Raw genomic sequence first — 16,348 nt, forward strand, 5'->3', positions numbered from 1 at the left:
GTACCAACAACTATAAGATTAACTGGAAAAGGAAAGAAAACTCGAATTATCCCAGTAATGCCACAAACAATAAATATTTTAAAGGCTTATATAAATGATTACGGTTTGTTCAATGAAACAAATATTTCTTCACCCTTGTTTTTTAATAAAAGGAAAGAAAAACTCACACGTGCAGGCCTATCATATGTTTTAAACAAATATATTGTGGTAGCAAAAATAAAACATCCAGATTTATTTCCAACAAAAGTTTCTCCACATGTATTTAGACATAGCAAAGCGATGCATTTACTAGAAAGTGGCGTGAATTTAATATACATTAGAGATTTTTTAGGACATGCCTCGGTTACAACAACCGAAATTTATGCAAAATCAAATCCCGAAATCAAACGGAAGGCAATTGAACAAGCAAGTCCTAATGTTCTCCCTGATGAAAAGCTTACAAAAAAAGACAAAGAAGATTTATTAAGCTGGTTAAAGGAGTTTATCTAGATTTTTATTATGCAAAGTTGGGTGTTAAAAATCTTTGATTGTACATGGGTTTTAACACTCCACTTTACATAATAATTAACTTTCCATAAGATGAGATTGGTTATTTACCAATTGATCAAGAGGATGCGAAGTTGTTTTTCCAACTGATTGACATGCGATATGAGAAGCGAAGTACGATCTTAACAACAAATGTTAATTTCAAAGCGTGGGATGAAGTCTTTCAGGAGCCTAAACTAGCAAATGCCATTCTAGACCGCATTTTACACCATGCGACAGTTGTAACAATGGTGGGGGATTCTTACCGCTTAAAGGATCATTTTGCGAAAGAAAATGAGTAATTTTGTACATCCTTAAACAAGCGAAAATGTACATAATTGTGTTGACATTTATAGTTAAGCTGAGTTTTCAAATTAGTTGGAGGGCCGGCAGCGCGGGCCGGGGCTGCACAGGTAAATCACAAACAAACTTTCTAAATTTAGAATAGGCATCAGAATAATGAACTTTTTTCGAGTAATATGTTTTGAACATTTTATTAAGTAGTTGACATTTGTGAAAAAACACTAATCTACAGAGCTAGGGATTATGTTTAATGAATTAATGGATAACCTGGAGAAGTCATTTCAGCAACAGCAACAATTTGTAGAAGATGCATCCCACGAATTAATAACACCATTGTCCATCATACATAGACATTTATCGCTTATCAATCGTTGGGGGAAGGATGATCCCAGAGTATTGGAGCGCTCCATTCGTTTAAGTTTACATGAAACTGACAGACTTATTCACCTTGTTTCTGAATTATTAACTCTCTCAAGAGCTGAAGAGTCTAATACAAATATGAACTCATTGGAAGAGGTCAAAGTGAAGGAGATCTTGGAGAATATTGGACGAGGGTTCAGTTTACATTACCTCTAGATTGAATATATAGCACGGTGGTGCAACTACAAGTACATTTTTGGATACTTGAGCATCTCAACACTAATATTAATAAGATGTTAATCAATGGAACTTATTATGTGTAGACCTGTTTATGAATTTTCATGGAGTCACTTGTGTTTGTTATTTTGTCTCTGTACTTAGAAGGGTAAAGTTCATAGTAAACCTCCGCATTGCCCAAGTGGTTTCCATGATATTAATCGGAATTGGTCTGATCGTATTTGTATATCGAAAAAGAAAAGTACATTCTTTCGGGTGATGATTATGAATATAAAACAACAAAATAAGGAAGAAGATGTAAATTCCTTAATAAAGGAAAATAATCAATTAAAGTATGCTCAACAACATTTAGCAAATGAAAGAACATATTTGGCATGGATTAGAACCGTAGTTTCAATTGTTGGTGTAGGATTTCTTACAACGAGTTTGCATTTTACGATTGGGGTTAGAAGGAACCCAACTATAGATATGATCAGTATAATTTTAGGGATATTTGCATGTATTCTTGGAGTCACGGTCATTCTTTTGGCAACGAAAAATTACACTAAAAAGAAAAGTCAGATTATCGAGGAAAGATTCCATCCTTCGAATATTCAAATAACGATGGTCTCTACTCTTATGATTATTTTAATAATCATGGTTATAATCTACTTCTTATTGATTAAGTATTAAAGTGACGAGTGCATTAAATTTAGCTTTTTAAATAATACTGTTAACTTTTATGGAGATTGAGAGGGAACCAAGCATACCTTTCGGTGAGGTTACCTCTCTTATTAATAAATCTTCCTTTCCATGAAGCAGAGCTTCTCCACACGTTCTTTCATGTTAAAAACGGATACGAAACGTTAATCTAATCTCTGCATTTTCTAATGTGCAAACAAATTAAGCATGGATAAAGTTTTCGCAATCCCACTAAAATGTATCCCTACCACTAACACATAAAATTGCTATTATTCTATAAACTGACAGAATACTTGTAAATCTCATTAGCTTAATTTTATTATTCTTTTTTCAGAGTAAAGCCCCCCAGACCTCCCACTCACCTATTTATCATATATTGATTGCTTTACCCGTTTATTTCTTGATAATGAGTTGTATAAATTAATATTTTTAACAGTCAATATGTAAAATTCCGTTTTTTATAGAGCTATAAAGAAGAATTAAAGGTAACTAATTCGCTGCTATTGCTATTATAAAATTTACTCTTTATTTTCAAAGTGTTCTAAGGGGGATCTTATTAAAAGCTGTAATAGATATAAAGATGGAAACACTCAGTCATCTAATAGAAAAAGTACGTGGAGAAAAATACAGTTAATAGTCAAAAAAAATTCATTTATTTTCAACAGTATCTGCACAAGTACCTGCGATTATAACAAAGTAAGAATTAAAATAATGGGAGGGGTAAAATTGAATAAAAAAAGTATTATGTTCATAGGTGGAGTAGCTATTATTCTATTTATTGGTTGGTTTTATATAAAGCAGTTATCAATACCTGATACAACAGAAGAAAAAACGATTGCTGCTCAGGTAGAGGAAGTCAACAACAATAATTCAAAAGAGGTTTCCGGTACTGAAACGTCGTTATCAAGAGCTGATACTCAAGGTGCAGTAACTGTACAGGTAACACTGATTCCTGAGAAAAGCACATCAAATGAACTAGTGTTTGAAGTTGTCATGAATACGCATACAGTTGATGTACTTCAATATCAAATAGATAAACTCGCGCAACTATCATTCGGAACTTCAATAAATAATACAGGGAATTTTGAATGGAAGAACGAAAATGAGGATTCCCATCATTTAGTTGGGTATCTAAATTGGAAAGGTTCGGTGATAGAAGACAATATTATACTTGAGTTAAACGGTATCGATGATATTCCTTTAAGAACATTTCAATGGGAAAAGAGTGAAATACCAAACCTTCAATAATATGATTAAAAGGAAGTGCGTATGGTGAAAAAGACAGGTCTGATCTTAATAGGAGTTTCTATACTAGTAGCTATTATCTATATTGCCACTCGTGATACTTTTCTAGCTTATATACCTAACGTAAAAGATGGTACGATATCAGTCATAGATACTAAAAACGATAAAATAGTTAAAACGATAAAGGTGGACAATCAGCTTTCTGACGGAATTGAGGTAAGTCGTGACGGAAAAAAGATTTATGCAGGAAATTATGATAAAGGGGAATTATTTATCATTAGTGCGGATTCAGGAAAGATTGAAAAGAAAATAAAAACCGGGAAAAATCTTCATGGGATTGACCTTACTCCTGATGGTCGTTATTTGTATTTAGCAAGTGGAGATTTTAAAGAAGGGGAAGAATACAATTATATCAGTATAGTCGATACAGAAAAGGAAAAAATAATAGATGAAATCCAGACAAACTCAAAGAGTCCATCTCATATCGATTTCAGTAGTGACGGAAGCCTTGCGTATATTGCAAATATCTTATCTAACGAAGTCTCATTGTTAGATACAGAAAAAGGGGAAATAGTAGCCACTATTCCAGTAGGAACTATTCCAAATGAAGTAGAGCCTTCAAAGGATGATCAATATCTGTATGTGGCAAATGTGACCGATGGAACTATTTCCATTATTGATATCGTAAAGAAAAAGGAAATTAGCTCAATAAGAGTGGGGGAAGGAACACACGGATTAGCTATTTCACCTGATGGAAAATATCTATATGCATCAAACCGAGAATCTAATGATTTAATTAAGCTTGATCTTGAAAATAATAGAATAGTAGATAAAGTGAAGACAGGTAAAACAGCAAATCATGTTTCTTATGTACCGGGTGAGGAAAAATTATATGTCACCAATAAAGACTCAAATGATTTAACGGTTGTGGATGATCATAGCTTTAAAATAACCAAGAAGTTAAAGTTGGGAAAAGAACCCCATGAAATTAGTTTTTCTTTTATAACATCAATGTAGTAAAAAGGCTGATTTTATTCAGCTTTTTTTCATAGCATTGGAAGTTGGGTTTTATACTAATTGTGAGAAGGTCAGTTTTAATATATTCTGTTAGTCACTCAAAATGTATAGGTGGGGGATAACAACCAATAAAGTTTTAACTCCAAGTCGGGGATAAGATACTCAAAATGGATATGTTAAGAAATATTAGTCCTTTAAAAAATGTAATGAGATTTATCACTCTAATAATCAATTACATCTGGGAATGTTTGAAATGGTTTCAATTAAAATGCGGCAATCATATTTTAAGATTGCCGCATTCTTTTATCCGCATTAACTGGCAGTAAGACCCCCACCTCAAGATTCTGTGTTTACAAAGTCGAAGAAGATAGGTGGGGGATCAACTGCCAGTAAAAGCCCGATTGGTTCAACTAACCATCAGCGGGGGATAGAAAAAACCCCCACTGATGGAAGTTTTACTTTATTAAAATAGTTAGTTAAGCAGGTGAATTATTTGCTTCTGGATCAACTGAAAAGTCTGGTTCAAATCCGTTGTATTTAATTATATTTACCATTCCAGCAGATGCATGATGCAAATCATGGCAATGGAATAACCAATTCCCAGGATTGTCTGCTGTAAAAGCAACAACATACTCATCACCAGGCTCTAAATTAATCGTGTCTTTTATAATTGTAGAACCATCTACTGGTATGCCATTCTTACTAAGCACCTGGAATGAATGTCCATGTAGGTGCATAGGGTGATTTACTCCTGTTGGCGAATTATTGACTAATTTTACTTTTACAGTATCTCCTTTCTCTACGTTAATACTCTCTGTGTCCGGAAATGACTTTCCATTGATTGTCCAATTATTGTTGGTGTTATTGCCATTTAGATCCATTGTATATTCAACATCATAAATCTGATCTAACGTGAATGTTTGATTGATGGGACTTCCGTAATTTGTGTAATTAAAGATTGGCAATTCTTCGTTTTGGTTAGATTTATCAGTTGATTGATTGTTTTCTTCATATTGAATTAAAGCTTTCATTCCTTCAGAGCCTTCCATATCCCCGTGGCATTCTAAATACCATTCTCCAGGAATATCTGCAACAAACTCAATATCATAACGCTCTCCAGGTGCTATTGAAATTAACTCATCTTTTATCTCTTGTGGTTCATTTAGTTCCTGACCATCAATAGCAACTACTTTAAACCTATGCCCATGTAGATGAATGCTATGTGAAAGATAACCTATATTAGCCAACCGTATCCGAACGGTTTCACCTTTTTTCACGGTTAAAGGCTCTATACTATCTCCACTTTTTCCGTTCATTGTAAATATGTCATAACTGCTCATATCATGAGCCATATTACTACTGTCAGTATCCTCATTTTCGTCCATACCGCTCATATTGCTATGATCCATCTCACTCATGTTACTCATGGAGGAAGAGGAATCCTCTGTATTACTCATCCATTCATCTAACATCAAGGTATAGTCCCTGTCATATGTTTTTTCTTTTGGCTCTACGATAAATGACCCATATAAACCTTTATCAAGTTGGTTTACACCATCTTGATGTGTATGGTACATATAAGTTCCTGGATTAGTTGCAGTAAACTCATAAGTAAATGTTTCGCCTGGTTGAACTGCATTTTGTGTGACACCAGGAATTCCATCCATTTCATTCGGTACCGTTATTCCATGCCAATGTATAGTGACTGGATCAGGTAACTCATTTTTTAAATGAATTTTCACTTTCTCTCCTTCTTGTACACGGATTTGTGAACCTGGTACAGATCCATTAAAGGTCCAAGCAGTAACTTTTACATCACTGTTTAATTGATGTTCTGCTTCTTTCGCTACAAGCGTAAATTCGTTACCAGTTAATGTTTCGATACTAGTTGTTTGTATCCCCTTAACATTGGTGGAATCTTTTTCCACAGTCTCAGTGTCTCCGTTTTTCTCAGAAGTACAGGCTGCTAAGATCAAAACAATAAAAGCTAATAATGCAACAAACTTCATCTTCATTTCATAACCCCCCACATTTATGAACTTCATTGATAGTTTAAGGGAGATTTTTGCAGAAAATATGGATTTTCCTTGGGTGAAAAAAATAAACGATAAAGGTCACATTTTTATTATAAATTTTAGGTTATAGAATGATTACGAAGCAGTTATTATTTGTTCATAAACTCTGCATATTTATAGATTAGAATCTAAGTAATAAACCCTAAAATGAAGGAGATCATTGTACGATATGAAAAAAACACAGGATTTAAATCAATTAAAAAAACTGAAGTTTCGAAGTTTAACGAGTAAAATGACTCTGGTGGTTGCTGTTTCACTACTGATTAGCATGACACTAGCAAACTATTTAAATTCATTCGTTGGACATAACATTCGTGAGGTATACGGAGTTTACGTAAACACAGTTATTAGTCTAATAATTACAATCATTATAACGGCAATATTTATTCGTTGGATCATTATTTCTCCAATAAAGTCATTATTGTCTGTAACCGAGAAAGTCACAAAAGGTAATTTAAATGTAGTTATGCCTAAGAATACAAATGATGAAATTGGTCAATTAACAAATTCCTTCGAAATAATGATTGACACCATAAAAGATCTGGTTGCAAAAACAAATGATACATCAGTTAAGGTTGCTTTATCTGCAGAACAACTGGCAGATAGTGCGAATGAAACAATTAAAGTTTCTGAACAAATATCTTATTCCATAGAAGAAGTTGCTACAGGAACTGAAGATCAGACGATAGGTTTGGAAACAATTTTAAATGCAATTGCTGAAGTAAACCATGAAATTGATGATATTACAATAAACTCTGAAAAAGTATCAGACCTTTCACAACAAACCATATTATATGCAATTGAAGGAGAAGAAGCAGTAGAAAATACGGTTCAGCAAATGAATTTAATTCAATATTCTGTAGGTGAATCAGATAAGTCTATTCAACAACTGAATGAACGTTCTCTTGAGATTGAACAAATTCTTAATGTTATATCTGAAATAGCGAATCAAACCAATTTATTGGCATTAAATGCTGCTATTGAGGCTGCAAGAGCTGGTGATGCGGGTAAAGGGTTTGCAGTTGTTGCAGCAGAGGTAAAAAAATTAGCTGAACAATCAAATCAATCTGTAGATCAGATCGCCTTACTTGTCACCCATATTCAAAAAGCTACGGATGAATCAGTTATAACTATGCAATCTGTTATTAAAGCTGTAAATGAAGGAATATCCATCACAAGGGATACAAAAGAGAAATTCTCAGTAATTTCTCGATCTACTACTAAAAATGATGAAGAAATGAAACAGATTCTATTAGCATCCCGTAAGATATCTACAAATGCTTCAGAGGTGTCAAATTTAATCGCGAAAATTGCCTCTGTAGCTAAAGGCAATAATGAAAGTTCTACACTTGTTTCAGCTTCAACTCAACAACAGTTGGCTTCAATGGAGGAAATTCATTCGTCTGCCAAGTCTTTAGCTAGAATCGCTAGTGAGTTGGAAATATTAACAAAGAAATTTGACGTAAATTTAGCTAGTTAAAGGGGGGAATTACCAGTAATGTTTAGATCCATTTATTAGTGTGCAGAAATATCTTCTAAAAAGGTAGGTTAGCTTATCGTGAGTTGCTGTAATAAAAAAGAACCTCATTCCAAGCAAAGTTCATCGGGCATCTATTTTGTCCTTTGGACAATATTTATAGGAATACTGGCAGTCATTAGTTTTCTCATAAGATGAGATCATTATGATTATCAAAATTTTACTCCTAAAAGCAGATGAAATTTGTCTGCTTTTTTTGCAATTAAATCAATAATAATAAAGGCAATGTTTGCAGTTTTTATGGATTTTCACAAAACGTTGCGTAGTTGTCTTAGTTTTTTTAGGGATGTGAAATATATCACATCTGATAAAAATGGGAATCCTTATTCTAAGCATGTAATAAAAATATTGGGAGGAAAAAATAATGAGAAAAGCGAAGTTAGGGTTATTTTCTTTATTGATTATCCTTGGGGTTTTTCTTGCAGGATGCAGCTCTAGTGATAATCAAAATTCTGATACGGCCGATCAAGATTCAACTAGGTCAGAAGAGAATTCAACTGATACACAATATTATTTTACTGCAAATGAAGGTGGTAGTATTTCAAAGATTGATGCAAGTGCGAATAAAGTAGTTAAAACCATTGAAGTAGAAGGGGCTGTCCACAATGTTCAAGTTTCTCCAGATGGAAAAGTGCTAGGAGCAACGGTTGTTCCAGAAATGAATCATGAAGGTTCATCTATGGAAATGAGTGGTCAAGCACTTTTCTTCGATACGAGTACAAATGAATTGTTAAAAACAGTGGAAGTTGGGAATCATCCTGCGCATATCGTATTTACGGAAAATGGGAAGTATGCTCTAGTAACGAATAATGAAGACAATACCGTATCAGTAATTGATACGGAAACGTATAAGGTAACTAATACAATAGAAACTGGAGAGGGTCCTCACGGATTCAGAATCTCTTCTGACAGTCAGACAGCTTATATTGCAAATATGAACGAGGATACAATCAGTGTTTTAAATCTTGAAACGTTGACAGAAGAAAAGAAAATTACTGTTGGTTCAACACCTGTAACAACAGGTATTACAACTGATGGGAAAATGCTTGTTGCTACGGTGAATAGTGAAAACATGCTTGCTATCGTGGATTTAGAAACAAAACAAGTTGAAAAAGTTGCAGTTGGTGAAGGCCCAGCACAGGTGTATATTGAGCCAAAGAATCAATTTGCATATGTGGCAAACCAAGGAACCGAGAATAAACCATCAAATTCAGTTTCGGTAGTAGATTTAGCTTCGAAAACAGTTATTGCGACCATTGAAACAGGAAAAGGTTCTCATGGTGTCGTGACAAGTTCTGACGGCAAACGTCTTTATGTAACGAATATGTATGAAGATACAGTGTCCATTATAGATACAGAACAAAATAAAGTAATCGATACAATCAATGTTGGCGAAATCCCAAATGGTATTAGTATCATGAAGTAATAAAATCAGTGGGGACATCCCCGCTGATTTTTTCTGTTCCAGCTATATAACTGTAAGAATTCTATATTTTAACTGATCATGAAGTGGCTCCTTTAATAAATATATTGTTTTATGTAAAAACATCCTTTATCTCCATAAATTCTCCACTTTTTAGTCTTATAATATAGAAAAAATAATAGGAGTGAGCTAAATGGAATGGTTATCGTATCTATTAGTACTGATCTGTCCTTTAATGATGATATTTATGATGAAGGGACATGGCGGAGGTCATAAGCACCATAATTCACATTCAATGACAGAATTAGATGTGAAAATGAATAATTTACAAAATGAAAATGAGAAGCTTAAAAAGGAGATTGCTGATCTTTCGACATTGATCAAAAAAGAGTCTTAAAGCCGAAATGCGATACATTTAATTTTAATATCAGGTATAGTGATAGCCTGTCATCAAGGATTCAATATTTCCTCATGACAGGCTCTAAATGTTTATTGTCTTAAACCAATAGTTTGCTGTGTTAATTGTGATGATTGAAATCAACAATATCACGCTGCCAATAATAAAAAGTTACTTTTAATCAACAAAGAGTCCTGTTTAAAACAACCAATGAAACTGCACGAAATCTTGATACAGATGATATAGACTATTATTGTAAAGAAAAATTAAGAGGTGAATAAATGTGGTAAATATACAACCGTTGGATAGAGTGGCCTTTGAATTTGGTCCGCTTACAGTCTATTGGTACGGTATTATTATTGGAACAGGAATTGCTTTAGGCTGGTTGCTTGCAACAAGAGAAACGAAAAAATTAAAGCTTCCTCAAGATCTATTTGCTGATTTATTGCTTTGGGCGGTTCCGATCTCAATCATTAGTGCAAGAATTTATTATGTATTATTCCAATGGGACTATTATTCACAAAAACCAGGTGAAATAATTGCTATATGGGAAGGTGGCATTGCCATTCATGGAGCGATTATTGGCGGGGTAATTACTACTGTTGTCTTTGCCAAGAAAAGAGGTATTTCTTTTTGGAAACTGGCTGATATTGCAGCTCCAAGCCTTATACTTGGTCAGGCAATTGGTCGCTGGGGAAATTTTATGAATCAAGAAGCACATGGAACAGAAGTAACAAGAATTTTTTTAGAGAATTTAAATCTTCCAGACTTTATTATTAATCAAATGTATATAGACGGAGCGTATTATCAACCTACTTTTTTATATGAATCACTATGGAATCTATTAGGGTTTGTTTTATTACTTATACTTCGCAAATTTAATCCTAAACAGGGGGAAATATTCCTTTCATATGCTATATGGTATTCAGTTGGGAGATTTTTTGTAGAAGTATTAAGAACAGACAGCCTGATGCTCACGGAATCATTACGAATTGCTCAAGTATTGTCTCTGGCTTTAATCGCTGTATCTATCTTGCTCATTTTATATAGAAGATGGAAGGGGTATTCTAAATATAAATATACGGAGTAATGGTTAAGTTCGATTAAGGAGGTCAGTGTTTATATTTCACTGATCTCCCTAAGATAAAAGCTTTATAATATAGTTTTTGATATTTTATTTAAAACGTTCGCATCTATTCCAAATTTACACATGGCATCACAGTCACAGCGAAGATCAGAGAATAGCACATAAGAGATGCTACACATTTGCTCATGTTGAAATGAGGGACGAAGCAGTTGAGCTTGAATTTCTTTTTCACGCTTATTAGGTGCAACTAGATAAAATTTGCAGTTTTGATGATTCATAGTTAATGCTAAGTCATAAAGTCGTAGAATACCAGAATAAATGGAGGTGCTTTTCTCCACTTCAAAAGCACAAACAATAGAGCCATTCTGATCAATCCATAGTACATCTATTAAAGAAATCGTATCTCTAACTTGAAAAGGAATATCATCGGATAGACCTAACTGCTGCATTGAAAATTCACCTAGTTTTTTTTGATTCCATTCCCGTTTATGATCATTTCTGGCAATCCAAATATGATATCCGAGAGAAGAACCTAGAGTAGCTAGATGATATTGCATTTCAGTATGATCATGGTTTTCGATGCTATCATTTACTACATCTTTATGTCTTTTTTTATTGTTTTTTTCACGCTTTTCTAGTTGATTTAGTACTACTTCATGATTCTCAGGAATTACGATTCGTGTAATCCCAATTTCAAAAAACAGTCCTGCAACTGCGCCAAGATCCTTTGAAAGCAGAGATCCATGTCGCTTGTTGAAATCTAATATTTTTTCTCTCATGCGTAGGTATTCTATCCATGAACCCAATTTCACCTTTTCTTTAAATAGACTATTAAAACCATTAACAATGGCTGTATTAAAAGGCGGAAAGATGGTTGGGTGAAGGAAGTATAAAATATTAGCCACTGCGGGTCCAAGTCCCTTTATCCCTATATGATGAAGTTTTAATATCTCTTCGAGTAACTGTTTTTCATTTGTATTTTGCAGACAGCTTTTTAGAAATCTGGCAAACGCTTTTTTATTATCTTCATTTTCATAAATATCAGGAATTCGAAGTTTAGGTTTCCAGTAAAATGCATGTGCGGCGCCTTCAAAAACTTGTTTTTGTTCAGCTATGGCCGTGACCACAACCTCAAGTGAGGAACCCTTAAAATCATTACCAAATTCATTCTGTTCAATCTCTTCAATAACTTGCTTAATTCCATTGCGTATTGTCCTAAAAGCTTTTAGTCTCTCATCGTTGTTAATAAACCATGTTTGATAAACAGATTCTATATCGGTACGGTATTCTTGGATAATTTTTTTAAAATAGCTGTCCATAGGATACTCCTTAGCATAAAAATATAGGTATTTTTTTATTGTAATTCTAATATATGCAGAATTTGTGCAGTTTTTTTGCAAAAGGAAAACGCCTTGAGAGGCGTTCGTGATTACTCCATTTATTCGTTTTCTGCTGATGCTTTTTCTATTAAAATGTTATTTTTCCATATTGTAATTTTCATCAGGGTATTCCAAGGGATTTCAAGAAATCTTCTAATTTCGGCGGGGATAGAGATTTTTCCATTACTTAATATGCATTGGTTTAATGTCGGATTGCACTCCTGCTTTATGACTTTAATAGTTGTGCAGTTGTAATCAATATATAAAGTATCACCATTTACTACATGAATCTGCTTCAGCAGTTCCCTTGGAAGGTTAATTTGCCCATTTTTTGATAAACGTCTATAGTACAAAATATTCACCATCCTCATTATCTGTTTCTTTTCTTCATCCCACCGGTAACCAGTAGCCTGAATAAGCACTAAATGTAACTATACAAATAAATTATGTAGAAATCATGCAGAGAAAATATTTTAATCCTGAAAATACTTTTAAATTATGGATAATCCTTATCTGCATATCTTTTTCATATATAGCTACTAGAATAGGTATAACTGGTGAAACGATTTATTAATAGGGAGAATTAATATGTTGTTAAGTGTTTTCGTTGTTGGTTTTATTCTTTTTCTTATGCTTCTATTTTTCTTATATAGACGGAGCGCAATAAAACTTTTGATTAGTAGTTTATTAATTTTGACTACTCTGATCTATTCAACATTAATTTCTATTATTTTGAAAGAGGGAGGGAAGGATTTTTTTGAAAGGATGTTTTCGAATGATTTCGCACAAGATGTGGAAGCACCTATAGAAAAAATGAAGGGTACACAAATTAATGCTGTAGTTATTAAGGATCGTGTATTAATTGATGCTCCTATAATTAAACAGTTCCCAGAGTTGCCACGAGGCTGTGAAGTTACAAGTCTTGCAATGCTCTTACAGTATAGAGGGATTGAGACTGATAAAATGGAGTTGGCTGCAAAGATAAAAAAAAATACCACTCCGTTATCGGAGCAGGGTGGGGTTATCTATTGGGGGAATCCAAATAAAGGTTTTATTGGTGATATGTATTCGTACAATAATCCTGGATACGGTGTTTATCATGAAGCGGTTAAAGAATTAGCTGATCAGTACCTTCCTGGAGAAATAGTGGATTTGACAGGGAAAGAATTTGAAGAATTAAAAACATTTTTGTCGTTAGATATTCCAGTATGGGTTATTACAAATACAACTTACAAAACACTTCCGGAAACATCGTTTGAATCTTGGAAAACGCCAGAGGGAGATATTAGAATCACTTACAAGGAACATTCTGTATTAATTACGGGATATGATGATCAAAATATATATTTCAATGATCCAATCAGTGGGGAAAAAAATAAAGCAATTTTAAAGGAAGATTTTATTGATGCTTGGAAGCAAATGGGGAGTCAGGCTGTGACATTTTTGCCTGAACAGGAGTAATTATTATGTAATGACATAGAAGATGAAGTAAGGGAGCAAGTTTTGCTCAGTAGTCGAAAAAAACTGCAGAAATATTATGCTTTAAATAGTATTTTTGTTATGTTTCTTGCTGTGATGTGTAAAGTGGTTCATAGACAATAGTTTAGATGGGAATGATTTTAAGGAATTTATTATATTCACTGTCTAATATAAGAGTTTATAAGCTGATCATATTGATCGGCTTTTTATTTTTCAAGGAATCTATTATATTGAAATATAAATTTGATTATTTTGTAATGAAATTGAAATGGAAAACGCTGAGTTTCTCCATAAATCGATGATATTTTCATTAAGTAACAAATGGATGATAGAGAAAATGTGAGTCATATTACTTCTTCCGCTCAACAAATTTAATTAGATTATTAGGTTAAAACTCTAATAGTTACGAAGAAGAATATTGCTTTTTGCTAACTCATCAAGAAATATCTTCGTTTTAAAAAAAGGAGGAAATTATTTTGAATAGAAAGAAAAAATTTTTTTCACTCATAGCAGGTTTGTCTTTAGCATCACTCACTTTTGGAGTAGGAAATACAGAAGCTGCTTCCTATACAATACAAAAAAACGATTCATTATGGTCCATCGCCCAAAAATATGGTACAACCGTAAATGAGCTAAGAAGAACAAATAATTTAACGGGTACAATAATTTACCCAAACCAAGTGCTGGAAGTTACTTCTAATTCAACTGTAATTGCGGCATCGACAACCGTTACTTCCACTTCGTACACGATTAAAGCAGGTGACACTTTATCTTCAATTGCTAGAAAATTCAATGTATCCGTTGATAACTTAATGTCTTGGAACAATTTAAATTCATCATTAATTTATGCAGGTGATACCATAAAAGTCAACGGTTCATCAAATCAGAATTTTGTTGCAAATTCTTCTACCAGTACAGCAAATATACAACCAACACCTTTAGTGGGTTACGATGTAAATAAAGTAGTCAGTGTAGCTAAAAGTTTAATTGGCACACCATATGCTTGGGGTGGAACAACTCCAAGTGGATTTGATTGTAGCGGGTTCGTTTATTATGTATTAAAACAAGCTGGAATGGATATTAACCGTCTAACTGCAGAAGGATATTATAATCGCTCATATAATGTGGACAAGCCAGCAACAGGAGATCTTATATTCTTTGAAAATACTTATAAATCCGGTATCTCAGATGTAGGGATATATCTTGGTAATAATGAATTTATTTCTGCCTCTAGCAATGGGGTCTCCATTAAAAATTTAAGTAATTCCTACTGGAAATCACATTTTAATAGTATTAAGAGATTGAAATAATTAAATAAAATAGACTGTTCAAAAAAGGATGGAAGGAGACAATTAGAATGGAAAAGGTAACTCTATGTGTTCAGGGTATGTCTTGTGGATATTGTGTTAAAGCAATCGAAGGTAGCGTTGGTGAATTAAAAGGGTATCTAACGTTAAGGTACATCTAGAAAATGGCACAGTTAATGTTGAATACAACACTGATAAAGTCACACTAGAAATTATTAAAAAAACAATTGATAATCAAGGTTACGATGTGAATTAATTGTAACAAAAATGCGGTGATTATACGATCACCGCATTTTTTGATTGTGGAGAAGTACTTAAAATATGGTTCAAACCTATTTTCGGTCAATCTCTGTATTTGCAAAATGCTACAGATTGCAATAGGTGTTGGGATATCCACTATGCAGCTGCTTTTTCTATTGCTCTTTTCATTCCTTGGGTCACTTCAGTCAATACAAGCTCTGCTCAAAAATTTCCAACTTTTTTCACACAGTAATTTATCCTTGTGTAGAAGTTTTAACAAAGTGTATTTTTAGTAATTTATAAATATTATGAATGGCATTATAAAAGTAAGAATAATTAAAATTATCAGCGTTTAATTTGTTTCTCCATTAATTCTTCATATTTTTGTTATATATTTTAGAAAAAGGAAATGTATTACTTCATTGAAAGGTTGTGATGTAGGCAAGAATAATAAGATAAATAATACCCAGTTTATTTCATAAGTAAAATGGACTATTTTAATAAAAAAACACTTTACATAGGGTAGGGGGGTACCCTATAATATAAATGTGAGAAGTGGTAAAACAATATCATGTAAAGAGTTGATCAATATATTTTTATTCAAAATACTTATTAGGAGAGGATATGAAATGGAAAACGTCATTTTAAATGTTCAAGGTATGTCTTGTGGTCATTGTGCTAAAACAATCGAAGGTAGCGTTGGTGAACTGAATGGAATTGTGAAAGTTAAGGTTTTTCTTGAAAAAGGAAGTGTAGAGGTTGAATTTAACCCTGAAAAAGTAGCATTGGAAAAAATAAAGGAAGCAATTGAACTTCAAGGATATGATGTAAAGTAATATGTAAGATAGACGACGTGCTAGAAATAGCGCGATCTTTTTTATTAAAAATATACCCCGTATAGGTATATGGAGGGGTTGGTGAGAATTTAAATGAGCTTCATTGATAAAATAATTAAGAACTTAATTGAACAACGCTTATAAAACTATTTCAAGATCCGAGCTAATGAGAAGATTAACTCCATGTGTACAGAATGAAATGAACTTGAAAGCTTAATTA

Annotated in this window: 14 protein-coding genes and 3 pseudogenes; 14 read left to right on the forward strand and 3 right to left on the reverse strand. The window is 33.2% G+C overall.

Translation table 11 applies throughout. The annotated features are described in order from the left end of the window. From RTL21_RS20495 to RTL21_RS20520, 6 genes and pseudogenes are all read left to right on the forward strand, one after another. Positions 1 to 489: tyrosine-type recombinase/integrase (locus RTL21_RS20495; protein WP_312098631.1), on the forward strand; the 489-nt coding region annotated here is incomplete at its 5' end. 89 nt (positions 490 to 578) lie between these two features. Continuing rightward, positions 579 to 827, forward strand: a pseudogene (locus RTL21_RS20500) (ATP-binding protein); the annotation flags it as partial. A gap of 232 nt (positions 828 to 1,059) precedes the next feature. Then, positions 1,060 to 1,315: pseudogene (locus RTL21_RS20505) on the forward strand (histidine kinase dimerization/phospho-acceptor domain-containing protein); the annotation flags it as partial. Between the two features lie 374 nt (positions 1,316 to 1,689). Continuing rightward, positions 1,690 to 2,097, forward strand: a complete 408-nt coding sequence (locus RTL21_RS20510; protein ID WP_312098633.1) for a YidH family protein — start codon at positions 1,690 to 1,692, stop codon at positions 2,095 to 2,097. Between the two features lie 735 nt (positions 2,098 to 2,832). Next, positions 2,833 to 3,354 (forward strand): hypothetical protein, encoded by a 522-nt coding sequence (locus RTL21_RS20515; RefSeq protein ID WP_312098635.1) that lies wholly within the window; start codon positions 2,833 to 2,835, stop codon positions 3,352 to 3,354. A 24-nt stretch (positions 3,355 to 3,378) separates the two neighbouring features. Then, the gene (locus tag RTL21_RS20520; RefSeq protein WP_312098637.1) at positions 3,379 to 4,368 is read left to right on the forward strand and encodes a YVTN family beta-propeller repeat protein; all 990 of its coding nucleotides are present in this window, start codon (positions 3,379 to 3,381) and stop codon (positions 4,366 to 4,368) included. A 476-nt stretch (positions 4,369 to 4,844) separates the two neighbouring features. On the opposite strand, the gene RTL21_RS20525 is transcribed toward RTL21_RS20520, so the two are convergent. Next, complete coding sequence (locus tag RTL21_RS20525) at positions 4,845 to 6,383, reverse strand: multicopper oxidase family protein (protein WP_312098639.1); 1,539 nt, start codon at positions 6,381 to 6,383, stop codon at positions 4,845 to 4,847. 229 nt (positions 6,384 to 6,612) lie between these two features. On the opposite strand from RTL21_RS20525, the gene RTL21_RS20530 reads away from it, so the two are divergent. The 4 genes from RTL21_RS20530 (at position 6,613) to lgt (ending at position 10,890) form a co-directional block, all read left to right on the forward strand. Further along, positions 6,613 to 7,923: a methyl-accepting chemotaxis protein gene (locus RTL21_RS20530; RefSeq protein WP_312098641.1), complete on the forward strand. Its 1,311-nt coding sequence runs from the start codon at positions 6,613 to 6,615 to the stop codon at positions 7,921 to 7,923. A 421-nt stretch (positions 7,924 to 8,344) separates the two neighbouring features. Continuing rightward, complete coding sequence (locus RTL21_RS20535; RefSeq protein WP_312098643.1) at positions 8,345 to 9,406, forward strand: YncE family protein; 1,062 nt, start codon at positions 8,345 to 8,347, stop codon at positions 9,404 to 9,406. Between the two features lie 190 nt (positions 9,407 to 9,596). Beyond that, entirely contained in the window at positions 9,597 to 9,800 is a 204-nt protein-coding gene (locus RTL21_RS20540; protein WP_312098645.1) for a DUF2933 domain-containing protein, read from the forward strand. A 283-nt stretch (positions 9,801 to 10,083) separates the two neighbouring features. Beyond that, positions 10,084 to 10,890 carry a prolipoprotein diacylglyceryl transferase gene (gene lgt / locus RTL21_RS20545; RefSeq protein WP_312098646.1) on the forward strand — a complete coding sequence of 269 codons (807 nt, stop codon included), beginning with the start codon at positions 10,084 to 10,086 and terminating at the stop codon, positions 10,888 to 10,890. 62 nt (positions 10,891 to 10,952) lie between these two features. On the opposite strand, the gene RTL21_RS20550 is transcribed toward lgt, so the two are convergent. Next, a complete protein-coding gene (locus RTL21_RS20550) occupies positions 10,953 to 12,206 on the reverse strand; it encodes a hypothetical protein (RefSeq protein WP_312098647.1) in 1,254 nt (417 codons plus the stop codon). Positions 12,207 to 12,325: 119 nt separating this feature from the next. Then, on the reverse strand, positions 12,326 to 12,619 hold the full coding sequence (locus tag RTL21_RS20555) for an AbrB/MazE/SpoVT family DNA-binding domain-containing protein (RefSeq protein WP_312098648.1): 294 nt from the start codon (positions 12,617 to 12,619) through the stop codon (positions 12,326 to 12,328). Between the two features lie 235 nt (positions 12,620 to 12,854). On the opposite strand from RTL21_RS20555, the gene RTL21_RS20560 reads away from it, so the two are divergent. The 4 genes and pseudogenes from RTL21_RS20560 to copZ (RTL21_RS20575) all read left to right on the forward strand — a co-directional run bounded on the left by RTL21_RS20560 (position 12,855) and on the right by copZ (RTL21_RS20575) (position 16,128). Continuing rightward, positions 12,855 to 13,727, forward strand: coding sequence for a C39 family peptidase (locus RTL21_RS20560; RefSeq protein ID WP_483870172.1), 873 nt, complete (start codon positions 12,855 to 12,857; stop codon positions 13,725 to 13,727). A 533-nt stretch (positions 13,728 to 14,260) separates the two neighbouring features. Continuing rightward, the gene (locus RTL21_RS20565) at positions 14,261 to 15,055 is read left to right on the forward strand and encodes a C40 family peptidase (protein WP_312098650.1); all 795 of its coding nucleotides are present in this window, start codon (positions 14,261 to 14,263) and stop codon (positions 15,053 to 15,055) included. 47 nt (positions 15,056 to 15,102) lie between these two features. Beyond that, positions 15,103 to 15,308 (forward strand): annotated as a pseudogene (gene copZ, locus RTL21_RS20570) (copper chaperone CopZ). Positions 15,309 to 15,921: 613 nt separating this feature from the next. Beyond that, positions 15,922 to 16,128 (forward strand): copper chaperone CopZ, encoded by a 207-nt coding sequence (copZ, locus tag RTL21_RS20575; RefSeq protein WP_312098652.1) that lies wholly within the window; start codon positions 15,922 to 15,924, stop codon positions 16,126 to 16,128. Positions 16,129 to 16,348 lie beyond the last annotated feature (220 nt).

Source organism: Niallia sp. (assembly GCF_031978665.1).
Lineage (GTDB): Bacteria > Bacillota > Bacilli > Bacillales > Cytobacillaceae > Niallia.